Source organism: Pseudomonas allii, from assembly GCF_055380095.1.
On sequence record NZ_AP039450.1, the window covers coordinates 3,890,229 to 3,911,612 of the forward strand.

General features: G+C 62.4%; 19 protein-coding genes. 11 read left to right on the top strand and 8 right to left on the bottom strand.

What is annotated here, in order from left to right:
- The first annotated feature begins 210 nt into the window (after positions 1–210).
- Together ACZ445_RS17430 and ACZ445_RS17435 are read left to right on the top strand one after the other, a co-directional pair.
- A complete protein-coding gene (locus tag ACZ445_RS17430) occupies positions 211–1,308 on the top strand; it encodes a carboxynorspermidine decarboxylase (protein ID WP_464707329.1) in 1,098 nt (365 codons plus the stop codon).
- Positions 1,309–1,336: 28 nt separating this feature from the next.
- Positions 1,337–2,581 carry a saccharopine dehydrogenase family protein gene (locus tag ACZ445_RS17435; protein ID WP_038846952.1) on the top strand — a complete coding sequence of 415 codons (1,245 nt, stop codon included), beginning with the start codon at positions 1,337–1,339 and terminating at the stop codon, positions 2,579–2,581.
- A 121-nt stretch (positions 2,582–2,702) separates the two neighbouring features.
- Here the strand turns inward: ACZ445_RS17435 and ACZ445_RS17440 are convergent, their stop codons facing one another.
- A complete protein-coding gene (locus ACZ445_RS17440) occupies positions 2,703–3,482 on the bottom strand; it encodes an IclR family transcriptional regulator (RefSeq protein ID WP_464707330.1) in 780 nt (259 codons plus the stop codon).
- Between the two features lie 215 nt (positions 3,483–3,697).
- Between ACZ445_RS17440 and ACZ445_RS17445 the strand changes: the two genes are divergently transcribed.
- Genes ACZ445_RS17445 through ACZ445_RS17460 form a run of 4 tightly spaced genes read left to right on the top strand, consistent with a single transcriptional unit; the run spans position 3,698 to position 7,159 of the window.
- Positions 3,698–4,480 carry an ABC transporter substrate-binding protein gene (locus ACZ445_RS17445; RefSeq protein ID WP_464707331.1) on the top strand — a complete coding sequence of 261 codons (783 nt, stop codon included), beginning with the start codon at positions 3,698–3,700 and terminating at the stop codon, positions 4,478–4,480.
- On the top strand, positions 4,477–5,145 hold the full coding sequence (gene ehuD / locus ACZ445_RS17450) for an ectoine/hydroxyectoine ABC transporter permease subunit EhuD (protein WP_464707332.1): 669 nt from the start codon (positions 4,477–4,479) through the stop codon (positions 5,143–5,145). The genes ACZ445_RS17445 and ehuD overlap by 4 nt, the downstream gene beginning before the upstream one ends.
- Positions 5,142–5,894 (top strand): amino acid ABC transporter ATP-binding protein, encoded by a 753-nt coding sequence (locus tag ACZ445_RS17455; RefSeq protein ID WP_464707333.1) that lies wholly within the window; start codon positions 5,142–5,144, stop codon positions 5,892–5,894. Before ehuD ends, ACZ445_RS17455 begins: the two co-directional genes overlap by 4 nt.
- Positions 5,891–7,159, top strand: coding sequence for an NAD(P)/FAD-dependent oxidoreductase (locus ACZ445_RS17460; RefSeq protein WP_058423995.1), 1,269 nt, complete (start codon positions 5,891–5,893; stop codon positions 7,157–7,159). The genes ACZ445_RS17455 and ACZ445_RS17460 overlap by 4 nt, the downstream gene beginning before the upstream one ends.
- Before the next feature lie 213 nt (positions 7,160–7,372).
- Here ACZ445_RS17460 and glsB read toward each other — a convergent pair whose 3' ends face one another.
- Together glsB and ACZ445_RS17470 are read right to left on the bottom strand one after the other, a co-directional pair.
- Positions 7,373–8,281, bottom strand: a complete 909-nt coding sequence (gene glsB, locus ACZ445_RS17465; RefSeq protein ID WP_058423996.1) for a glutaminase B — start codon at positions 8,279–8,281, stop codon at positions 7,373–7,375.
- 336 nt (positions 8,282–8,617) lie between these two features.
- On the bottom strand, positions 8,618–9,028 hold the full coding sequence (locus tag ACZ445_RS17470; protein ID WP_058423997.1) for a hypothetical protein: 411 nt from the start codon (positions 9,026–9,028) through the stop codon (positions 8,618–8,620).
- Positions 9,029–9,138: 110 nt separating this feature from the next.
- On the opposite strand from ACZ445_RS17470, the gene ACZ445_RS17475 reads away from it, so the two are divergent.
- On the top strand, positions 9,139–9,981 hold the full coding sequence (locus tag ACZ445_RS17475) for an AraC family transcriptional regulator (RefSeq protein ID WP_058423998.1): 843 nt from the start codon (positions 9,139–9,141) through the stop codon (positions 9,979–9,981).
- Between the two features lie 42 nt (positions 9,982–10,023).
- Here the strand turns inward: ACZ445_RS17475 and ACZ445_RS17480 are convergent, their stop codons facing one another.
- Together ACZ445_RS17480 and ACZ445_RS17485 are read right to left on the bottom strand one after the other, a co-directional pair.
- The gene (locus ACZ445_RS17480) at positions 10,024–11,349 is read right to left on the bottom strand and encodes an LLM class flavin-dependent oxidoreductase (protein ID WP_058423999.1); all 1,326 of its coding nucleotides are present in this window, start codon (positions 11,347–11,349) and stop codon (positions 10,024–10,026) included.
- Positions 11,346–12,284: an aliphatic sulfonate ABC transporter substrate-binding protein gene (locus ACZ445_RS17485; RefSeq protein WP_058424000.1), complete on the bottom strand. Its 939-nt coding sequence runs from the start codon at positions 12,282–12,284 to the stop codon at positions 11,346–11,348. The genes ACZ445_RS17480 and ACZ445_RS17485 overlap by 4 nt, the downstream gene beginning before the upstream one ends.
- 245 nt (positions 12,285–12,529) lie before the next feature.
- On the opposite strand from ACZ445_RS17485, the gene ACZ445_RS17490 reads away from it, so the two are divergent.
- On the top strand, positions 12,530–13,474 hold the full coding sequence (locus ACZ445_RS17490) for an aliphatic sulfonate ABC transporter substrate-binding protein (RefSeq protein WP_464707334.1): 945 nt from the start codon (positions 12,530–12,532) through the stop codon (positions 13,472–13,474).
- Positions 13,475–14,170: 696 nt separating this feature from the next.
- Here the strand turns inward: ACZ445_RS17490 and ACZ445_RS17495 are convergent.
- The 3 genes from ACZ445_RS17495 to ACZ445_RS17505 are packed head-to-tail and all read right to left on the bottom strand — an operon-like array spanning position 14,171 to position 17,410.
- Entirely contained in the window at positions 14,171–15,646 is a 1,476-nt protein-coding gene (locus ACZ445_RS17495; protein ID WP_058424002.1) for an FGGY family carbohydrate kinase, read from the bottom strand.
- 5 nt (positions 15,647–15,651) lie between these two features.
- A complete protein-coding gene (locus ACZ445_RS17500; protein WP_464707335.1) occupies positions 15,652–16,584 on the bottom strand; it encodes a transketolase family protein in 933 nt (310 codons plus the stop codon).
- Complete coding sequence (locus tag ACZ445_RS17505; protein WP_058424004.1) at positions 16,574–17,410, bottom strand: transketolase; 837 nt, start codon at positions 17,408–17,410, stop codon at positions 16,574–16,576. Before ACZ445_RS17505 ends, ACZ445_RS17500 begins: the two co-directional genes overlap by 11 nt.
- A 362-nt stretch (positions 17,411–17,772) precedes the next feature.
- Between ACZ445_RS17505 and ACZ445_RS17510 the strand changes: the two genes are divergently transcribed.
- The 3 genes from ACZ445_RS17510 to ACZ445_RS17520 are packed head-to-tail and all read left to right on the top strand — an operon-like array spanning position 17,773 to position 21,290.
- Positions 17,773–18,780 (top strand): ABC transporter permease, encoded by a 1,008-nt coding sequence (locus tag ACZ445_RS17510; protein WP_058424005.1) that lies wholly within the window; start codon positions 17,773–17,775, stop codon positions 18,778–18,780.
- A gap of 50 nt (positions 18,781–18,830) precedes the next feature.
- Positions 18,831–19,763: a sugar ABC transporter substrate-binding protein gene (locus ACZ445_RS17515; protein WP_179029442.1), complete on the top strand. Its 933-nt coding sequence runs from the start codon at positions 18,831–18,833 to the stop codon at positions 19,761–19,763.
- A 15-nt stretch (positions 19,764–19,778) separates the two neighbouring features.
- Entirely contained in the window at positions 19,779–21,290 is a 1,512-nt protein-coding gene (locus ACZ445_RS17520) for a sugar ABC transporter ATP-binding protein (protein WP_464707336.1), read from the top strand.
- Positions 21,291–21,384: the final 94 nt, after the last annotated feature.

The window sequence follows — 21,384 nt, forward strand, 5'->3', positions numbered from 1 at the left end:
TGGGTCAGTACTGGATTGGTTGGCTGACACACTGCTATCGGGGGCAAGCCCCCTCCCACATTGGACCGGTACCCATCCATAGATGGTCATACTCGCAGGGTAGGGTCACAAACCGGGCGCGCAAAATCCGCCCACTAACCTTTCGATTCGATCCAAGTGCGGGCACAATGCGTGTCCTTTTTTGGCAGGCACCGCCGCAGGCTCTCAAAAATGATCAAAACGCCGTACTACCTCATCGATAAACAGAAGCTTCTGGTCAACATGCAGAAGATTGCTTACGTGCGCGAACAGTCCGGCGCCAAGGCCCTGCTGGCGCTCAAGTGCTTTGCGACCTGGTCGGTGTTCGACCTGATGCAGCAATACATGGACGGCACCACCTCGTCGTCGCTGTACGAGTTGAAGCTCGGCCGCCAGAAGTTCGAAGGTGAAGCGCACGCCTACAGCGTGGCCTGGGCCGACGATGAAATCGATGAGATGCTGGACAACTGCGACAAGATCATCTTCAACTCCATCAGCCAGCTGCAGCGTTTTGCCGAACGTTCCGAGGGCAAGACCCGCGGCCTGCGCGTCAACCCACAGGTGAGCAGCTCCGACTACCTGCTGGCCGACCCGGCGCGTCCATTCAGCCGCCTGGGCGAATGGGACCCGGTGAAGATCGAAGGCGTCATTGAGCAGATCTCCGGCTTCATGTTCCACAACAACTGCGAAAACGGCGACTTCAGCCTGTTCGACAAGATGCTTGGTACCATCGAAGAGCGCTTCGGCGCGCTGCTGCACAAGGTCGAATGGGTCAGCCTTGGCGGCGGCATCCACTTCACCGGTGAAGACTATGCCGTGGACGCGTTCTGCGCCCGCTTGAAGGCGTTCTCCGAGAAGTACGGCGTGCAGGTGTACCTGGAACCCGGCGAAGCGGCGATCACCAACAGCGCTTCCCTGGAAGTCACCGTGCTCGACACCCTCTACAACGGCAAGAACCTGGCAGTGGTCGACAGCTCCATCGAAGCCCACCTGCTGGACCTGCTGATCTACCGCCTCAACGCCAAGCTGGCGCCGAGCGACGGTGAACACACCATCATGGTGTGCGGCAAATCCTGCCTGGCCGGGGACATCTTCGGCGAGTATCAATTTGATCGTCCGCTGGCCATCGGCGATCGGCTGTCGTTCATCGACACCGCAGGCTACACCATGGTCAAGAAAAACTGGTTCAACGGCCTGAAAATGCCGTCCATCGTAGTGAAACAACTCGACGGTACTGTCGAGGTGGTTCGTGAATTTGGTTACGACGACTACCTGTCCAGCCTTTCGTAAGCTGGCGGATAAAGGAGAGATAAAGCAATTGAAAAAGAACGTTCTTATCATTGGTGCAGGAGGTGTCGCCAAGGTGGTGGCCCACAAGTGCGCGCAGCACAACGACGAACTCGGTCGTATTGCTATCGCGTCGCGCAACATCTCCAAATGCCAGGCCATCATCGACAGCGTCAAGGCCAAGGGTAGCCTCAAGGTGCCCGCCGATATCCAAGCCTTCGCGCTGAACGCCCTGGACGTGGAAGCGACCAAGGCCCTGATCCGCGAGACCCAATCGCAGATCGTCATCAACGTCGGTTCCGCGTTCCTCAACATGTCGGTTTTGCGGGCCTGCATCGACACCGGCGTTGCGTACCTCGACACCGCCATCCACGAAGAGCCGGGCAAGGTCTGCGAGACCCCGCCGTGGTACGGCAACTACGAATGGAACCACCTGGAAGAGTGCAAGCAGAAGAACATCACCGCCATCCTTGGCGTGGGCTTCGACCCGGGTGTCGTCAACGCGTATGCCGCGTTGGCGCAGCAACAGCATTTCGACCGCATTGATTCGATCGACATACTCGACGTCAATGCCGGCTCCCACGGCAAATACTTCGCCACCAATTTCGACCCGGAAATCAACTTCCGCGAGTTCACCGGACAGGTGTGGAGCTGGCAGAACAGCCAGTGGACCAGCAACACCATGTTCGAAGTCAAACGCACCGATGACCTGCCGGTCGTCGGTTCGCAGAACCTCTACCTCACCGGCCACGATGAAGTGCACTCGCTGTCGAAAAACCTCGACGTGCCCAACGTGCGTTTCTGGATGAGCTTCGGCGAACACTACATCAACGTGTTCACCGTGCTGAAAAACCTCGGCCTGCTCTCCGAAAAACCGGTCACCACCGCCGAAGGCCTGGAAGTCGTGCCGCTGAAACTGGTCAAGGCCGTGCTGCCCGACCCGTCTTCGCTGGCACCGGGCTACACCGGCAAGACCTGCATCGGCGACCTGGTCAAAGGCACCAAAAATGGCCAGCCCCACGAGATGTTCATCTACAACGTGGCGTGCCATGAAGAAGCCTTTGCCGAGACCGACAGCCAGGGCATCTCCTACACCGCAGGTGTTCCGCCCGTTGCCGCAGCGCTGCTGGTGGCCCGTGGCGAGTGGGATGTGAAGCACATGGCCAACGTCGAGGAACTGCCGGCCGAGCCGTTCCTGAAGGCGCTGGATGTGATGGGGTTGCCGACTCGGATCAAAGACGAGAACGGTGATCGGGCTTGGGATGCGATTGCCTGATAGGCAGCTGCATGTGGGAGGGGGCTTGCTCCCGATAGCGGTGGATCAGTCACAGCTGTATTGACTGACACACTGCAATCGGGGGGCTTGCCCCCTCCCACATTGGGTTTCAGGGTGTCTGTTATTCCAGGTTACGGGCCGAGTTGCTCAGCGCCCGTGAGCACTGCAGAAGTGCCGGCGCCAACTGTTTCTCCGCATCCGCCCTACTCCACCGACTGGTCGGCGCTACCACATGCACCGCCGCCACCGGTCGACCATTGGCACCCAGCACCGGCGCACCGATGGTCATATCGCCCAGGAACAGCTCCTGGCCGTTCACTGCATAGCCCTGCTCACGCACCTGCTGCAACGACGCCATGATTTGATCGACTTCCGTCAGCGTCTGGCTGGTATGCGCAATGCGCTGACTGTTCTCGATCAACACCAGCGCTTCCTCCTGCGGCAACGCGCTCAAATACGCCCGCCCCGACGCCGTGCAGTACATCGGCACCCGCGAGCCGATCGGCATGTGCACCGGCACAAAGCCCGCGCTGACGAACCGTGCGATGTAGGTCATGTCGTAGCCCGCAGGCTCGGTGAGGCACGAGGTCTCGCCGGTCAGCCGGGTCAACTCCGACAGGAACGGATTCGCCACCTCGATCAACGAATGCGCATCCAGGTAACTGAAGCCCAGCTCCAGCACCCGGGGTGTGAGTTGGTAATGCCGGGTGCGGGAGTGTTTCCGAAGGTAACCCAGGCTTTCGAGGGTAAACACCATGCGCTGGGCCGAGCTTTTGGTCATGCCGGCGGCCTCAGCCACCTCTGCAAGGCTCATGCTGCGGCGCTGTGCGCTGAATGCCTTGAGCACCGACAGGCCTTTTTCCAGGGATTGGTTGTGCAGACTGTTGCGTTCTTCAGACATGGCGGACTCACGGTCAGGTCGATCAGGCGTGGCGATATTTCTACCCCAAATCACAGAAATAGACCATTAAATATCGCATATCGATACGAATAGTTCATTTTGTAGATTTTTTATAGCGTTATTCGATTCTAATCAATCGAAATGGCACAGAGCTTGCGATTTCATCGGCAGCCGCTTGCGGTACTGACTATCCGTTTTCCTTCTGGAGTAACCCGATGAACAGTCTTTCGCCCTTGTTTCGCCGCCTCGCCTTCGGTCTTTGCGCCACGCTCTGCGTCACCGCGGTGCACGCAGAAAGTGCGTCCTCGTACAAAGTCGGTGCAACGGCCAGTGGTTCGCCGTTTACCTTCCTCGACATCAAGAGCAACAGCATCCAGGGCGTGATGGTCGACGTGGCCGAGGCGGTGGGCAAGGCCGGCGGCTTTACCAGCCAGATAGAGCAGACCAACTTCGCTGCGCTGATCCCCTCTCTCACCTCCGGCAAGTTGGATTTTATTTCCGCCGGCATGCTCAAGACCGAAGAACGTACCAAGGTCGTCGACTTCAGCGCCCCGGTGTATGCCTACGGCGAAGGCTTGATCATCAACGCCGACGACAACACCGCCTACCCTGACCTCATGCCTCTCAAGGACCAAGTGGTCGGCGTGCAGGCCGGCACCGTCTTCTATGACCAGTTGAACAAGCTCGGCATCTTCAAGGAGATTCGTACCTACGACTCCATCGGCGAAATGGTCCGCGACCTGTCCCTGGGCCGTATCAAGGCCGCCGTGGGTGACCAGCCGGTGGCCGCCTACCAGATCCGCCAGAAGCTGTTCAAAGGCGTGAAACTGGCGCCGGACTACATGCCCACCAACGTCGGCGAAGTGTGCCTGGTGGTGCGCAAGGGTGACACGCAAACCCTGGAGCGCCTGAACACCGCCATCGCCAGCATCAAGGCGGACGGCACCCTCGACAACATCCTCAAGAAGTGGGGCCTGGATACCCAGGTGCGCCCATGAACCCGGCGGAGTTCCTGCAAAACGCCCAGGACTTTTTGCCGATCCTATTGCAAGGCGCCTGGGTGACGATCCAGATCACCTTGCTGTCCTTCCTGCTCAGCAGTGCCATCGGCCTGGTGCTGGCGTTGCTCAAGCTGTCGTCGATCCGTGCACTGTCGTGGGCGGCGAGCACCATCATCAACGTGATCCGTGGGCTGCCGATCATCGTGCAGTTGTTCTACATCTACTTCGTGCTGCCGGACATGGGCGTGCACCTCACCGCGTTCTACGCGGGCGTGATCGGCATGGGCATCGCCTACTCGGCGTACCAGGCCGAGAACTTCCGTACCGGCATCATTGCCGTCGAACAGGGCCAGCGTGAAGCCGCCGAAGCACTGGGCATGCGCTCGGCGCTGATGATGCGCCGGGTGATCCTGCCGCAGGCGTTTCGCATCGCCTTGCCGCCTTATGGCAACACGCTGGTGATGATGCTCAAGGACTCCTCCTTGGTGTCCACCATCACCGTCGCCGAGATGACCCGCCAGGGCCAACTCATCGCCTCGTCGACCTTCCAGAACATGACCGTCTACACCTTGGTCGCCCTGCTCTACCTGTTGATGAGCCTGCCGCTGGTGTATGGCCTGCGTCGCATGGAACAGCACCTGGGCCGGAGGAAAAAAGCATGATCGAGATTCGCCAACTGCAAAAACATTACGGCAGCCACCGCGTGCTGCATGGCGTCGACCTCGACGTGGCCAAGGGCGAAGTGGTGTGCCTGATCGGGCCGTCGGGCTCGGGCAAATCCACCTTGCTGCGTTGCATCAACTCGCTGGAAGCCTACGACGGCGGGCACATCAACGTGTTCGGCGAAACCGTGCAGCGCGGCAGCAAGACCGTACACGCCCTGCGCAGCCGCATGGGCATGGTGTTCCAGCGCTTCAACCTGTTCCCCCATCGCAGCGTGCTGGAAAACGTGTTGGAAGGCCCGGTGTACGTCAAAGGCGAGCCGCCCCAGCAGGCCCGCGCAGAGGCGCTGGTATTGCTGGAAAAAGTCGGCCTGAGTGCCAAGGCCGACGCCTACCCGGAGCAGCTCTCCGGCGGCCAGCAACAACGCGTGGCCATCGCCCGCGCCCTGGCGATGAAACCTGAAGCCATGTTGTTCGACGAGCCCACCTCGGCCCTCGACCCGGAACTGGTCGGTGATGTGCTGGCGGTGATGCGCACCCTGGCCGATGAGGGCATGACCATGATCGTCGTCACTCATGAAATGGGCTTTGCACGGGAAGTGGCCGACCGTGTCTGCTTCCTGCATGGCGGCTACATCGTCGAAAGCGGCCCCGCCGAACAGGTGCTGGGCAACCCGCAGCATGCGCGGACCCAGGACTTCCTGCGGCGGGTGCTGCACCCCACCGGTAACACGCGGAGCCTGTCATGAAGTCGTTGTGGTCAGCCACGGCTCCATCTGTGGTGCCGACGCCTGGGTTGAGCGAGTCAGTGACGGTGGACGTGGCGATTGTCGGTGCCGGGTATACCGGCTTGTCGACGGCGCTGCATTTGGCCGAGCGCGGCGTCAGCGTGTGCGTACTGGAGGCCAACGAGCCGGGCTGGGGCGCATCCGGACGCAACGGGGGGCAAGTCAACCCGACGCTCAAATACGACCCGCAGCAACTGGTGCAGATGTTCGGACCGGAGCGTGCCGAACCGTTGATCTCAACCGTTTCGAATTCAGCCGACCTGGTGTTCAAGCTGATCGAAAAACACGGCATCGATTGCACGCCGGTACGCAAAGGCTGGATGCAAGTGTCGTACAGCGAAAAAGGCGTCGCCGGGTTGCACGCACGGGCAGATCAATGGGCCAGGCGCGGTGTACCGGTGCAGCGGTTGGATGCCGCAGCGGTGGCTTCGCGCATGGGCAGTGAGGCGTTTGCCGGTGGCTGGCTGGACGGTCGCGCCGGGGCGATTCAGCCGTTGGCGTATGCCCGTGGCTTGGTGGGTGCGGCGTTGGCGGCGGGTGTGCGGATCCATGGGCAAAGCGCGGTGACCGGGTTGCAGCGCCAGGGTTGCGGCTGGCAATTGCAGACGGCTGGCGGTGCGCAGGTCACGGCTGATCAAGTGGTGTTGGCCACCAACGGCTACAGCGGCAACCTGTGGCCAGGCATGGCGCAGAGCATCCTGGCGGCGAACAGTTTTATCGTCGCCACCAAACCCTTGAGCGGGCGAGCGGCAGACAGCATCTTGCCGGGCCAGGAAACCGTCTCCACCGCACAACGGCTGCTGCTGTACTTTCGCAAAGACAGCCATGGCCGCTTGCTGATGGGCGGACGCGGACTGTTCAACGACCCCACCTCACCCACGGATTTCGCCCACCTGGAACGCTCGCTGGCACTGCTGTTTCCGCAATTGGGGCCACTGGACTTCGAGTATCGCTGGGCGGGCCGTATTGCGATCACGCGGGACTTCATGCCCCATGTGCACCAGCCCGCAGCGGGGCTGACATTAGCGCTGGGCTGCAATGGCCGAGGGATTGCACTGTGTACCAGCCTGGGGCAGCAATTGGCGGGGCGGTTGTGCGACAGCACCGCGGAGTTCGCCTACCCGGTAACACCGTTGCAGCGCTTGCCGATGCATGGGTTGCAGCGGTTTTACATTGGGGCGGGGGTGGCGTGGTACAGCTTGCTGGATCGGCTCAATGTGAGCTGAACAGAGCCCTCACTCACACCACTCCCGATGTGAGAGTGGGCTCGCCCGCGACAGCGGTGTGTCAGCCGCTGGATGTGCTGGCTGATGTACCGCCATCGCAGGCAAGCCAGCTCCCACACTGGATCTCCTTTTCCGGGAGAACCTATTGCACACGTAAAGCGATCAATATTCTCAATCGCCAACGGCGGTCGCTCCCATGAACGGGGCGCGCCCTCAAAACACCGACCACCCAATCCGCTCACTCAACAATTCCAACGCCTTCATCCCCGCCAGCGAGTTCCCCGCCGTATTCAACTCCGGCGACCACACGCACACCGTAAATTGCCCCGGCACCACCGCGACTATCCCGCCCCCTACCCCGCTCTTGCCCGGCAAGCCCACGCGATAGGCAAAATTGCCCGCTTCGTCGTACAGCCCGCTGGTGGCCATGATCGAGTTGACTTGCTTGGTCTGGCGCGCCGTGAGGACCTGTTCGCCGCTGTGGGCACTCGTGCCTTCGTTGGCCAGGAAGCTGAATGCCTTGGCCAAGTCCAGGCAGCTCATCTGCAAGGCGCAGTAGTTGAAATAGCTGTGCAGCACCGCGTCCACGTCGTTGTGGAAGTTGCCAAAGGATTTCATCAGGTAGGCCATGGCCGCGTTGCGGGCGCCGTGCTGGGCCTCGGATTCGGCGACGACGCTGTTGACCAGGATCTGCGGGTTGCCCGACAGGCGCCGGACAAAATCGCGCATCGACAAGATCGGCACGGCGAAGCGCGATTGGTTGATGTCGCAGATCACCAGCGCACCGGCATTGATGAACGGATTACGCGGGCGGCCACGTTCGAATTCCAGCTGCACCATGGAGTTGAACGGCTGCCCGGAAGGCTCATGGCCCAGACGTTCCCAGATGGTTTCGCCACCATGGTCGATGGCCTGCACCAGGCTGAACACCTTGGAAATGCTCTGCACCGAAAACAGCGTGTCGGCGTCACCGGCGCAATAGGCCGAGCCGTCGTTGCCGTACACGGCGATGCCCAATTGGTTGGCAGGCACATCGGCCAATGCCGGGATGTAATCGGCGACTCTGCCGAGGCCGATCAGGGGGCGCACTTCGTCGAGGATCGACTCCAGCAGCGCCTGCATGTCTTGTCCAGTCATCTGTCTTTGAATCGTTGGTAAGCGGGGCGCGGAGGATACCTGAAACACGCAGGTCAGGTGGCGTACTACAGAACGTGAAGCCCTTCCTCGTCCCGGTCAACTGCCCCTACACCGCTCGCCGACCGGCGACATAGGCCTACCCCTGTGGCGAGCGGGCTTGTCCCGCGTTGGGCTGCGCAGCAGCCCCAACACCAGGCGCAGAGGAGTGCCTGATACACCGCATCGCCGTCCTCAGGGGCGCTTCGCACCCCAACGTGGGACAAGCCCGCTCGCCACAGAGGGAGTGGGGACTCCCTCGCCACAGCTCGATGTTGCGTGCGCTCAAAAGTGCGCCACATCCGACACCCGCTCATCCAGCACATCCCGCGCCAGCGCCCAGGCCCGGTCCCGGGATTCCACTACCAGCAGCGGATAGCCCCAGGCCTTGCCGAACATCGCGGCAAACGGCTTGAGTGCCAGGCGCTGCGCGGCACTGGGTTCCACCTGGATCATACCTTTGACATAGGTGCGCAGCGCCTGCTTGTTTTTCTTCATCCAGATCGACGCTTGCTTGCGCTCTTCGTGGGAGTGTTCGTGATTGTTCTCGTCCACGGATTTTTCGTGCAGCAGCAGGAAGGGTTGCTGGCGGGCCAGCAGGCTTTCGAACACGGCGAAGGCATCCTCCGGCCCGCCTTCATTGGGCGCATCAAAGACGATTTTCACCACCGGGAATGTTGAACTGTCGAGTCGCATGGCCGAGCTCCTTGTTGAGAATTGATCTCACTATAAGACTCAAGCCACTGGACGGCATTGCACAGAATAGCCAGACTGTTTCGCAATTCAGCCAACTTGCGATTCCTGCCATGAAACACCATCGCCTGGAAATGCACGACCCGTCACTGTCCAGGGACGCCGACGTATTCCCCCGCGCCGTAGTGGCCGTAGGGGCCACCGCCACGTCGGATACCTGGGAACATACCCAGCATGCCCATCGCAAAGGCCAACTGATGTACACCTTGCGCGGGGTCATCCATTGCGTGATTGAGGCCGGTATCTGGATCGTGCCGCCGCAATGCGCGCTGTGGATTCCCGGCGGCACGCCCCACGCGGCACGGGGGGCTGGCGCTGCGGAAGTCTATTGCCTGCTGATCGACCCCGATGCCGCCTGCGCCCTGCCCCGGCAATGCTGCACGCTGGCAGTGTCGGCCCTGTTACATGAGCTGATCAGCAAAGCGGTGAGTTTCCCGCAACTGTATGACGAGCACGGCGCCCAGGGCCGTTTGATCAGTACCTTGCTGGATGAATTGGCCGTCGCCCCCGTTGAAGCCCTGCACCTGCCCATGCCCCAAGACCCGCGCCTGCGTCGCCTGGCCGACAGCCTGCTGGCTGAACCGGCGGACAAGTCCACCCTCAGCCAATGGGCGGTGCGCATCGGCATGAGCGAACGCAGCATGACGCGCCTGCTACTGGAGGAACTGGGCCTGAGTTTTGGCCGTTGGCGCCGGCAGTTGCATGTGATCCTGTCGCTGCAACGCCTGGCCAGGGGTGAGAGCGTGCAGCGCGTGGCCCTGGACCTGGGCTATGAGAACGCCAGCGGCTTTATCACCATGTTCCGCAAGACCGTGGGCCAGCCGCCGGCGCGTTACCTGGCGGACCGCGCCGGGGCCTTGAGCTCGCTGGCGCCGGCGACGATTGCGCTGAACTGAAGGGGCTGGCTACCCGGACCTGCAGGCCTGCTCGCCACACAGTCAACTGTCCAGATCAGCCAAGCCCAAATGCTCACGCAACGTCGCCCCTTCATACGCGGTGCGGAACAGCCCCTTGCGCTGCAAATGCGGAATCACGCTCTCGACAAACTCCGTGAACGAGCCCGGCAAATACCCCGGAGAGATCACAAACCCGTCGCAACCGCCCTGCTCGAACAACTCGGCCAGTTGATCGGCAATCTGCGCGCCGGTACCCACCAATTGCGGCACACGCACGCTGCTGGCGAAGATGCGCCCCAGCTGCTCCAAAGTGGTTTGCGGGCCTTGCATCAACAGCTTTTCAGCCGCCGCCGGGTGGATCAACGGCGACTGGGCGATCTCGGCCAGCGTCGCCGAAAGCGGGAATGGCGACAGGTCCACATTCAACTGCGAAGCCAAGGTCACCAGCCCCAATTCCGGACGGGCCAATGCATTGTGCTGATCGCGCTTGGCACGGGCCTCGGCCTCGCTGCCGCCAATGAACGGCATCACCGCCGTGAGCACTTTGCAACTGTCGGCGTCACGCCCCTGCTGCACCACCTGGGCACGCACGTCATCGCGGAACGCGCGCATGGCCGCCAGGTGCGGGTGAATGGTGAAAATCGCCTCGGCCCAACGCGCACCAAAGCGCCGGCCACGCCCGGAAGAACCGGCCTGGATCAGCACCGGTCGGCCCTGGGGCGTGCGCGGGATATTCAGCGGGCCTTCAACCCTGAACCATTCACCCTGGTGTTGCACCGATCGGATCAATCCAGGGTCCGCCAGCACGCCGCTTTCGCGGTCGAGTTTCAGCGCGTCCTGGCCCCAGCTGTTCCATAGTTTCAGCGCGACTTCGACAAACTCATCGGCGCGGTCATAGCGCAGGTCATGCTCCAGGTGTTTGTCCTTGCCGAACAGGCGCCCCTCGCTGTCGTTCATCGAGGTGACGATATTCCACGCCGCACGGCCCTTGGACAGGTGGTCGAGGGTGGCGAACTCCCGGGCGATGTGCGCCGGTTCGTAATAGGTGGTGGACCGCGTTGCGCCCAGGCCCAGCCTGCTGGTCTTGCCAACCAGATAAGAGAGGATCGGCAACGGGTCCAGGCGCGTGGCGTCCTGGGCGCCGTAGCGCAAGGCCAACTCGCGCGAGCCGCCCATCTGGTCGCCCACGGCCAGGCGGTCGGCGAAGAACAGGAAGTCGAACAACCCCTCCTCCACCACCTTGGCCACGCGCGCGTAGTACTCGGGGTCGAGGTAATTGCCGACGGTTTGCGGGTGGCGCCACACCGCATGGCTGTGCACCACCGGCCCACTCAACAGGAACGCGGATAAATGGATCTGGCGGCTCATGGCTTGGGCGTCCACACGTTGATGTCGTTGATCTTCAAAGCCCTGGGGATCAGCTTGGCGGCGTAGTAGGTGTCGGCGATGCGCTGTTGCTCGGCGAGGTGGTCCAGCTTGACCGGGATGATGTCGTAGCTGCGGCGGCTATTGGCGCGCTCCACCGTGGCCGGGGGGATATTGCCCCACAGCGGGCCAAGGATGGCGGCGGCTTCCTTGGGATGGGCCTTTACCCATTGGCCGGTCTCGCGCAGGGTGTCGAAGGTCACCTGCAACACGTCCGGGTGGGCCTTGGCGAACGTCGTCGTCGCCAGGTAGAAACGGTTGTAGTCGGCCAGGCCGTTCTTGCCGTCGGCGATCACCCGTACGTGGTGATCCAGCTGTTGGGTGGCGAGGAACGGGTCCCAGATTACCCACGCGTCGACACTGCCATTGGCGAACGCCGCGCCGCCATCCGGAGCTTCCAGGTAACGCGGGGTGATATCGGCCAGGGTCAGGCCGGCCTTTTTCAGGGCCGAGATCAGCAGGTAGTGGCTGCCCGAGCCCTTGGACACGGCAACCGTCTTGCCCTTGAGGTCGGCGATGCTGTGGATCGGCGACGTGTCCTGGACGATGATCGCCTGGGCGCCCGGCGATGCGTTTTCCTGGGCGTAATAGGTCAGCGGTGCATCGGCGGCCTGGGTGAACAGCGCGAAGGCGTCGGCCACATCGGCGTGCAGGTCGACGCTGCCGGCGTTCAGCGAACTGAGCAGGCCGGTGCTGAATTCATGCCAGTTCACCGTGAAACCCAGGGGCTTGAGGCGCTGTTCCAACTGGCCATTTTGCTTGAGCAGGATCCACAGGGTGGAGGAGCGCTGGTAGCTGATGTCCAGGGTTTGCTCGGCCTGGGCCGCCGTGGCGGCGAACAGCAGGCTGGCGGCGACGATTAGTTTTTTGAACGTCATGGGAGGCCTTGGCGTGGAAGAAAGGGAGGGCGCTGCTTATGCCAAAAAAGCGCGTAAGGCCTGGCAGTGAAGTTAATTCGATTATATTAATGATTAGGAATGATGAAAGAATCTTATAATTCTATGGTTATGCCCAATTCATAGGAGGGCAGGCAAAGCGTCCTAAGCTCAGATCTAAAGAGTATTTAACGAATAGTTTTTAGAACTTTAAGCTCAGGGCTATTTCTTCAGAGACCGAGCCCACCATGTCCCTACGTCGCCCCTTCGCCGCAGTCCTCGGGTTGCTGGCCTTTTCCGTCGCGATCAGCGCGCAGGCCCAGGAAACCGTGCGCATCGGTTACCAGAAGTCCTCAACCCTGATCACCCTGCTGAAAACCCAGGGCACCCTGGAAAAAGCCCTCAAGGCCGACAACATCGACGTGAGCTGGCACGAGTTCCCCAGCGGCCTGCCGCTGCTCGAAGCACTGAACGTGGGCAATGTGGACATCAGCGCCGACGTGGCCGACACCGTGCCGATCTTCGCCCAGGCGGCCCAGGCCAAACTCACCTACTTCGCCCAGGAAGCGCCCTCGCCTGCGGCACAGGCCATCGTGGTGCGCAAGGACTCGCCGATCCAGAACCTGGCGGACCTCAAGGGCAAGAAGATCGCCGTGACCAAGGCCGCCGGCACCCACTATTTGCTGATCGCCGCACTGGCCAAGGCGGGGCTGGTCTTTTCGGATATCGAACCCGCCTACCTGTCACCCGCCGACGGTCGCGCGGCGTTCGAGAACAACAAGGTGGACGCCTGGGTCACCTGGGAACCCTTCCTCACCAGCGTGCAGCGCCAATTGCCCACACGCACCCTGGCGGACGGCGCAGGGCTGGCCAGCTACAAGCGCTACTACCTGACGGGTACGCCGTACGCCAAGGCCCACCCGCAAGTGTTGAACGTGGTGTACGCGCAACTGGAAAAGACCGGCCAATGGGTGAAAACCCACCCACAAGACGCGGCCAAAGTACTTGGCCCGCTGTGGGGCAACCTGGATGTCGCGACGGTTGAAGCAGCCAATGCGCACCGCAGCTATCAAGTGCAGCCTGTGACGATTGATCAGTTGGGCGAACAACAGAAAATCGCCGATGCGTTCTTCAAGGCGGGGTTATTGCCCAAGGCCGTGGATGCCAAGGATGTACAGACCTGGAAGCCTTGAGGCTCCTACAGGAGGCGTCATTCGCAGACAAAAAAGGTGCCCCCCCCCCCCGGCATCCACGATGCGAAGCGAGTCGCTGTTGCTCTTGATCCTGCTTTTGATCTAAGGCGCCCCGTCAAACACGCTGGCCGGAATTCGACAGGGATTTGGGGGGTAAACCGGCAGGGATGCCGGTTTAGCCGCCCCGCGCCATGGATGGCGCGTGGCGGCGGCCCCCCAAATACCTGTCGGATTACGGGCACACCGAGCCTAGGCGAGGTGCCGAGTGTTGGGGCAAGAGCGTTTTGCTTACTTTTGCGCTTTTCAAAAGTGAGCCGCCGTAAGGGCGGAACCATTAGCAGCCGTTACCTAAATAACGGATATGTACCTGGTCTGATCCAACATTCTGGTCGGCTGTCAGGCCGCCTTCGCGAGCAAGCCCGCTCCCACATTTGGATCGCGGGGCAACAGTTGGAGAGCGGTCGGCTGTCAGGCCGTCTTCGCAGGTAAGCCAGCTCCCGCATTTGGATCGTGGGGTGGCAGTTAGAGAGCGGTCGGCTGTCAGGCCGTCTTCGCAGGCAAGCCAGCTCCCACATTTGGATTGTGGGGTGGCAGTTAGAGAGCGGTCGGCTGTCAGGCCGTCTTCGCAGGCAAGCCAGCTCCCACATTTGGATCGCGGGGTTACAGTTGGAGGGCGGTCGGCTGTCAGGCCGCCGGTCACAACAGTGTGCGCTCCAGCGCCTTTTTCCACGCAGCATAACGCCCCGCCATAGCAGGATCATCCTGCGGCTCAAACCGCTCCCGCTGCCGCTCCAGCGCACCCAGCGCTGCATCATTCGCCCATAAGCCCAACGCCCTGCCCGCCAAGTGCGCCGCGCCCAGTGCCGAGACTTCCGGTGACAGGCTGCGCACCACAGGGCGTTGCAACAGGTTGGCCAGGAACTGCATGAGCCAACGGTTGCGCGTCGCGCCGCCGTCCACCCACAGCTCTTTCAACGGGCTGCCGATGTCCTGCTGCATGGCGTCGAATACATCGCGAATCTGATAACCAATCGACTCCAGCGACGCCCGCAGGATATGCGCGCCAGAGGTGGCCTCGGTGAGCCCGCAGATCAGGCCCCGTGCATCGGCCTGCCAGTGGGGCGCACCCAGCCCGGACAACGCGGGCACAAAATACACGCCGCCGTTGTCGGGCAGTTGCGCGGCCTGTTCGGTGAGGGCATCCAAGGATTCCCCCGCCACCAGGCGCGAGGCCCACTGCACGGCGGCGCCCGTATGGACGATGTTGCCTTCCATGGCAAAGGTCGCTCGCCCGCCGTCATGCCAGGCCAGGGTGGTGGACAAGCCGTGAGTCGAGGCAATCGGGCCGCCCATGGGGGTCATCAACGACGAACCGGTGCCCAGTGTCGCCTTCACCAGCCCCGGCGCAAACCCGCCCTGCCCGTACAGCGCAGCGTGGGAGTCGCCGATCATCGACATCACCGGGATGCCGGCGGGCAAACCACCCGCCGCGATGGTTTCAGCAAAGAAACCGGCGCTCGGCTGGATCGGCGCCAATGCGGCCAGTGGAATCTGGAACAGGTCCAATAGCACCGGGTCCCAGGTGCAGGTGTGCAGGTTGAACAGTTGCGTGCGCGCCGCATTGGAGTAGTCGGTGGCGAACACCTGGCCGCCGCTGAGTTTCCACAGCAACCAGCTGTCCACCGTACCCAGGCAGATATCACCGGCAGCGGCGCGTGCGTGGCCATCCTCAAGGTGGTCGAGAATCCAGCGGAACTTGCCGGCCGAGAACATCGGGTCCAACGCCAACCCGGTTTTTTCCAGGATCAGCGCCTCATGCCCCTGCTCATGCAATTGGGCACACAACGCGGTGGAGCGCCGGCATTGCCAACTGATGCACGGCGACAGCGCCTCGCCGGTATGCCGGTCCCAGGCCACCACCGATTCACGCTGGTTGCTGATGGCCAGCGCGGTGATCGGCCGGTCCACCTGGGCCAGGCATTCCTCAATGGCGGCCAGGGTGCTGTGCCAGATCAGCAATGGGTCCTGCTCGGAAAACCCCGGCTGCGGATGGGTGATGCTCAGTGCCCGCGAGCCCCGCGCAATCACCTGCCCGTGTTCGTTGACCAGCACCGCCTTGGCGTTGCTGGTGCCTTCATCTATCGCCAGGATCAACGGAGTGTTGTCTGTCATCGCCTTCACCGCAACCGAGTGGCAGCCGCCACAATCCCAGCCGCGTCGATGTTATGCAAGGCACGAGTGGGTTCGCGGGCGCCGGCCGCGGCATATTCGCCATCGCCGATGCCCAGGCGCACCAGGGCAATCCCCAGCCCGGCTTCGGCCAGCACTTCGGCGACCAGGCTGCCGATGCCACCGTTGATGTTGTGTTCCTCAACGGTGATGACCGCCCGCGTGCCACGCAGAGCGCTGAGCAACACGTCACGCTGCAACGGCCGGATCGACGACAGGTTGATCACCTGCGCCTGGATGCCCTGCTCTGCCAGCACCCGTGCCGCGTCCACCGCTTCATGCACCACCGAGCCCAGGGCGACGATGCTCACGTCCGAACCCTGGCGCAGGATATCCACCTGCCCCGGGGCAAATTGATAGTCGCCCGTGTGCACGTCCGGCAACGCCTTGCCGTCGAGACGGATATACACCGGGCCGTGGTAACGCAGCGCGTAGTCGACGATCTGCCGGCATTCAAGCGCGTCGGCCGGGGCAAAGATCTGCACGTTGCCAAAGCCGCGCATCACCGAAATATCGTCAAGGCTGTGGTGGGTGCTGGCCAACGGGCCGTAACTGGCGCCGGCGTTCAGGCCGAACATCTTCACGTTGGCCTGGTTGTAGCAGACGTCGACTTTGATCTGCTCATTGGCCCGCGAAATCAGGAATGGCGCCGCGTTGCAGGTGGCGGCGATCTTGCCGCCCAGGGCCAGGCCCGCCGCGACGCTGACCAGCGACTGCTCGGCAATGCCCACGTTGATCAGGCGCTCGGGAAAGCGCTGCACAAACGGCCCGATCTTGGCCGTGGAGGTGGAATCGCTGACCACCGGCACCACGTCCAGCCCGGCATCGACGGCGGCAATAAAGGCTTCCACCATGACGCTCGCCAGATGTTCACTCGCCATGATTCAACTCCTCCAGGGCCGCGTTGATTTCATCCCCCTTGGGCACGCGGTGGTGCCATTCGGGACGGGCTTCGATAAACGACACGCCCTTGCCTTTGATGGTGTGGGCGATCAGCACCTGGGGCGCGCCGGTCCTGGCCTGCATGTTTTCCAGGGCTTCGATCAACTGGCCCGCATCGTTGCCATCGCACTCGCTGACACGAAAACCGAAGGCCGCCCATTTCACGTCCAGCGGGTCCAGCGGCATGATGTCAGCCGTCAAGCCCGCCAGTTGCAGCTTGTTCTTGTCGACGATCACGAACAGGTTATCCAGGCCGTATTTGGCCGCCGCCATCGCCGCTTCCCAGTTGGAGCCTTCGGCCAGTTCACCGTCGCCGGTCAGCACGTAGATGCGTTTTTTGCTGCCGGACATCTTCGCCGCCAGCGCCAGCCCCACCGCCACCGGCAGGCCGTGGCCGAGGGCGCCGGTGTTCAGTTCGATGCCAGGGGTTTTCTGCCGCACCGGGTGGCCCGGCAGGTGGGAGTTGAAGTGCTGGTAGGTGGGCAGCCAGTCGACGGGGATGTAGCCCGCCTGTGCCAGGCAGCAATACAAACCGCCGACACCGTGGCCCTTGCTCTGGATATAGATATCGCGCTCAGGGTCGTCGGTGCGTTCCGGGCCGGTATTGAGAATGCGGAAATACAGGGTCGCGAGAATATCGGTTTCCGAGAGGTCGGCCCCGGTGTGGCCGCCGGCCGGTGAGTCGGCATTCAGGCGGATCACATGGCGCCGGATCAGGCGGGCCTGTTCTTTGATCTGGTGGGCGTCGTACTGGAAGGCATTCATGCAGCGGCTCCTTTGAGGCTGACCACGCGGGGTGAACGTGTGCAAAGCTGTGTTTGAATATTTATTCAGCAGTGACAATATATTTCTATTTAGACGCCGAACGCTCGACAGGTCAAGTGAATGACCGGTGGAAAAATGAAATAAAACCTGGAAATGTCCCTCGGACAAACGGCCAAAATCCCACACGCGCTCTTCTATCCCGTGGCTTTGCGCCGGATGAAAGTCGCGATCCAGAGGCCTACTGGAAAAATTAAGCGCTTGACATTGCCACGGTGGCACTGGAATCTGAATTAACAGTCAAGCACGCATAAATATTCAAAGCGCTTGAAAGCACTCCAAAAAAAATAAATCAGGAGAACACTGTGGACGCCAAAGCTACTGTCCAGCACCCGGCGGAACTCAAGCCGCCCCACCGCCCCCGGTTGGTGAAACTGCTCCCCAGCAATATCGGCGGCCCGCTGATCGGCCTGGTGTTGCTGGTGCTGGTCTTCTCCTTCAGTTCCGAATTCTTCTTCTCGCTGCGCAATGGCCTGAACATTCTTGATCAGGTCACGGTGCTGGGCATTCTCGCGATTGGCATGACCGCCGTGATCGTGATCGGCGGCATCGACCTGTCGGTGGGCTCGGTACTGGCCTTCGCGATGATGATGCTCGGCTGGCTGTACCAGGACCAGGCAGTGCCGCTGGGGTTTGCGATCCCGATCTCGATTGCCAGCGGCATGCTCGCCGGGCTGGTGTCCGGCGCCTTGATCACCTATGCCAAGCTGCCGCCGTTCATTGCCACGCTGACCATGATGTCGGTGGCCCGTGGCCTGGCGAACATCCTCACCGAAGGCCGGCAGATCGTTGGTTACCCCGACTGGTTCACCAGCCTGGCCACGGTGCGTCACTTCGGTTTTCTCTCGGCAACGGTCGGGCTGTTCCTGGTGATGCTGGTGGTGGCCTGGGTGTTCCTGCGCTTTCGTGCCGGTGGCCGTAACCTGTACGCCATGGGCGGCAGCCCGGAGGTGGCGCGCCTGTCCGGGATCAAGGTGCGGGCGATCACCCTGTGGGTGTATGCCGTCAGCGGTGCACTGGCCGGTATCGCCGCCGTGACCCTGGCCGCGCGCCTGGACTCGTCCCAACCCAGCGCCGGCCTGAGCCTGGAACTGGACGCCATCGCCGCCGTGGTGATTGGCGGCGCCAGCCTCAGCGGCGGCGTCGGCAGCATCGGCGGCACCCTGGTCGGTGTACTGATCATTGGCGTCCTGCGCAATGGCCTGAACCTGCTTGGCGTTTCGCCCTTCATTCAACAAGTGGTGATCGGCGTGGTCATCGCCCTCGCCGTGACCATCGACACCCTGCGACGCCGCTCCAGCACTGCCCGTTAAACCTGTTCGACAGTTGACACCCTCCAACAATAAAACCAGGAGTCACCGACATGTTCAGCCCCAAGAAACTGCTGTTGGCCACCGCCCTCGCGGCCGCCACCCTCACCGCTGCCGGCACCACCTGGGCCAAGGACCTGACCATCGGCCTGGCCGTGGCCAACCTGCAGGCCGACTTCTTCAACCAGATCAAGCAATCGGTGGAAGCCGAGGGCAAGGCCAAGGGCATCAAGGTGATCACCGTGGATGCCCAGGGCAACTCCTCCACCCAGGTCAGCCAGATTGAAGACCTGATCACCCGCCAGATCGATGTGCTGATCTATATCCCTGCCGGTGCAACAGCAGCCGGTGTGCCGGTAAAGGCCGCCAAGGCCGCCGGCATCCCGGTGATCGCCGTGGACCGCAACGCCCCCGATGCACCGGGCGATACGTTTATCGCCAGCGACAGCGTCGCCGGGGCCAAGACCCTGGCCGAATACGTTGGCAAGATCACCGACGGCAAAGGCCGCATCGCGATCCTGCAAGGCCAACTCGGCACCACCCCCGAGAACGATCGCGCCAAGGGCTTCGAAGAAGGTTTGAAGGCCTTCCCGGACCTCAAGGTCGTCGCCCAGCAACCCGCCGAGTGGGCCCAGGACAAAGGCTTCGCCGTGGCCCAGGACCTGCTCCAGCGTGACCCGAACATCACGGTGTTCTTCGGCCGTGCCGATGCCATGGCCCTGGGCGCCGCCCAGGCGGTGAAGGTCGGCAACCTCGACCACAAGGTCGTGGTGGTCGGTTTTGACGGTGACGTCGCCGGGCTCAAGGCTGTGGAAAGTGGCGTGCTGAACGCGACCATGACCCAGCAGACCCAGAAGATGGGCCGCCTGGCCGTGGCGTCGGCCGTCGACCTGAAAGCCGGCAAGGGCGTGCCCAAGGAGCAACTGTTGCCCACCGTGCTGACCACCAAAGAAAACGTCGCGCCGTTCCTGCAACAGCACCCGTAAGCCTTGGAGGTCGTCATGCAAGCAGCAGCCCCGGACACCGCTCGCGCCGACGCGGTGCTGTGCCTGCGCAATATCAGCAAGGCCTACGGGCCGGTGCAGGTACTGTCGCAGGTCAACGTGGACATCCGCCCCGGCGAAGTGCTGGCCCTGCTCGGTGAGAACGGTGCGGGCAAGTCGACCTTGTCGTCGATCATCGCCGGGCTGGTACAGCCTGAAGCCGGGGGCAGCATGACCTGGCTCGGCGCACCTTACGCACCGGCGTCGCCCGGTGCGGCACTGGGCGCCGGGATCGGTCTGATCCACCAGGAAATCCGCCTGCTGCCGCAATTGTCGATCGCCGAGAATATCTTCGTCGGCCGCCTGCCCATGCGTCATGGGCGGGTGGACCGCGCGTACATGGAGGCCCAGGCGCAGATCCAACTGGAGCGCCTGGGGCTCAAGGTGCCGGCGTCGCGCAAGGTCGAAGGCCTGAGCGTGGCGGCCCAGCAACTGGTGGAAATCGCCAAGGCGCTGACCCTCAAGGCCAGCCTGTTGATTCTGGATGAACCCACTGCGGCATTGGGTGGCGAAGAAACCGAGTTGCTGTTCAAGCAGGTGGAACGGCTCAAGGCCGAGGGTGTGTCGTTTATCTATATCAGCCACCGCCTGGAAGAAATTGCGCGCATCGCCGACCGCGTGCTGGTGCTGCGCGACGGGCGCCAGATCGCCTTGCACGCCACCGCCCAGGTGCCGGTGCGCGAGCTGGTGGAACAGATGGTCGGGCGCAGCCTGGAGCGGATTTTCCCCACCCTGCAAGCGCCACAGGATCGCGTGATGTTGCAGGTCAAGGACCTCAGCTGCCGCGAGTTTGCCTTGCACGGCATCGACTTCAGCGTGCGCGCCGGCGAAGTGTTCGGCATTGCCGGCGTGGTCGGCGCCGGGCGGACCGAGCTGGTACGCACGATTGCCGGCGCGGCGCGGGATATCCAGGGCCACCTGGTGCTCGACGGTGAAGTACGCCAGCTGCGCTCGCCCTTCGAGGCAATCCAGGCCGGCGTGGTGCTGGTGCCCGAGGACCGCAAGCAGCAAGGCGTGGTGGTGGAGCACCGCATCGAAGACAACCTGATCTACGGCAACACCGACCTGCTGGACAAACGCGGCTGGGTATTCCCTGCCCCGCTGCGCGAATTCGCCCGTACGGCGGTGGCCAGGCTGGGGGTGAAAGGTGCGCCGCAGTCGCGGATTTCCAGTTTGTCCGGCGGCAACCAGCAGAAGGTGATCATCGCCAAGTGGCTGGCGCGCAATCCCAAGGTATTCATCCTGGATGAACCGACACGCGGCATCGACGTGGGTGCGCGGGCGGCGATCTATGAAGTGATCGCGGACCTGGCGGCCAAGGGCATGGCGGTGATTGTGGTGAGTTCGGACCTGGATGAGGTGCTGGGCTTGTCCCATCGGGTGATGGTCATGAGCCGGGGCCGGCAGATGGGGATTCTGGAGCGTGGCGCGGCCACCCCCGTTTCGGTGATGGAAATGGCGACTGCTTAACCAGAGAACACCGCTGCTTTTTGTGGGAGGGGGCTTGCCCCCGATAGCGGTGTATCAGTCACACACTTTTCAACTGAACCACTGCCATCGGGGG

Excerpts from the sequence above, each read along its gene's own strand:
- ACZ445_RS17430 (WP_464707329.1), top strand. The coding sequence starts at position 211 with ATGATCAAAACGCCGTACTACCTCATCGATAAACAGAAGCTTCTGGTC.
- ACZ445_RS17440 (WP_464707330.1), bottom strand. The coding sequence starts at position 3,482 with ATGTCTGAAGAACGCAACAGTCTGCACAACCAATCCCTGGAAAAAGGC.
- ACZ445_RS17445 (WP_464707331.1), top strand. The coding sequence starts at position 3,698 with ATGAACAGTCTTTCGCCCTTGTTTCGCCGCCTCGCCTTCGGTCTTTGC.
- ehuD (WP_464707332.1), top strand. The coding sequence starts at position 4,477 with ATGAACCCGGCGGAGTTCCTGCAAAACGCCCAGGACTTTTTGCCGATC.
- ACZ445_RS17455 (WP_464707333.1), top strand. The coding sequence starts at position 5,142 with ATGATCGAGATTCGCCAACTGCAAAAACATTACGGCAGCCACCGCGTG.
- ACZ445_RS17460 (WP_058423995.1), top strand. The coding sequence starts at position 5,891 with ATGAAGTCGTTGTGGTCAGCCACGGCTCCATCTGTGGTGCCGACGCCT.
- glsB (WP_058423996.1), bottom strand. The coding sequence starts at position 8,281 with ATGCAGGCGCTGCTGGAGTCGATCCTCGACGAAGTGCGCCCCCTGATC.
- ACZ445_RS17470 (WP_058423997.1), bottom strand. The coding sequence starts at position 9,028 with ATGCGACTCGACAGTTCAACATTCCCGGTGGTGAAAATCGTCTTTGAT.
- ACZ445_RS17475 (WP_058423998.1), top strand. The coding sequence starts at position 9,139 with ATGAAACACCATCGCCTGGAAATGCACGACCCGTCACTGTCCAGGGAC.
- ACZ445_RS17480 (WP_058423999.1), bottom strand. The coding sequence starts at position 11,349 with ATGAGCCGCCAGATCCATTTATCCGCGTTCCTGTTGAGTGGGCCGGTG.
- ACZ445_RS17485 (WP_058424000.1), bottom strand. The coding sequence starts at position 12,284 with ATGACGTTCAAAAAACTAATCGTCGCCGCCAGCCTGCTGTTCGCCGCC.
- ACZ445_RS17490 (WP_464707334.1), top strand. The coding sequence starts at position 12,530 with ATGTCCCTACGTCGCCCCTTCGCCGCAGTCCTCGGGTTGCTGGCCTTT.
- ACZ445_RS17495 (WP_058424002.1), bottom strand. The coding sequence starts at position 15,646 with ATGACAGACAACACTCCGTTGATCCTGGCGATAGATGAAGGCACCAGC.
- ACZ445_RS17500 (WP_464707335.1), bottom strand. The coding sequence starts at position 16,584 with ATGGCGAGTGAACATCTGGCGAGCGTCATGGTGGAAGCCTTTATTGCC.
- ACZ445_RS17505 (WP_058424004.1), bottom strand. The coding sequence starts at position 17,410 with ATGAATGCCTTCCAGTACGACGCCCACCAGATCAAAGAACAGGCCCGC.
- ACZ445_RS17515 (WP_179029442.1), top strand. The coding sequence starts at position 18,831 with ATGTTCAGCCCCAAGAAACTGCTGTTGGCCACCGCCCTCGCGGCCGCC.
- ACZ445_RS17520 (WP_464707336.1), top strand. The coding sequence starts at position 19,779 with ATGCAAGCAGCAGCCCCGGACACCGCTCGCGCCGACGCGGTGCTGTGC.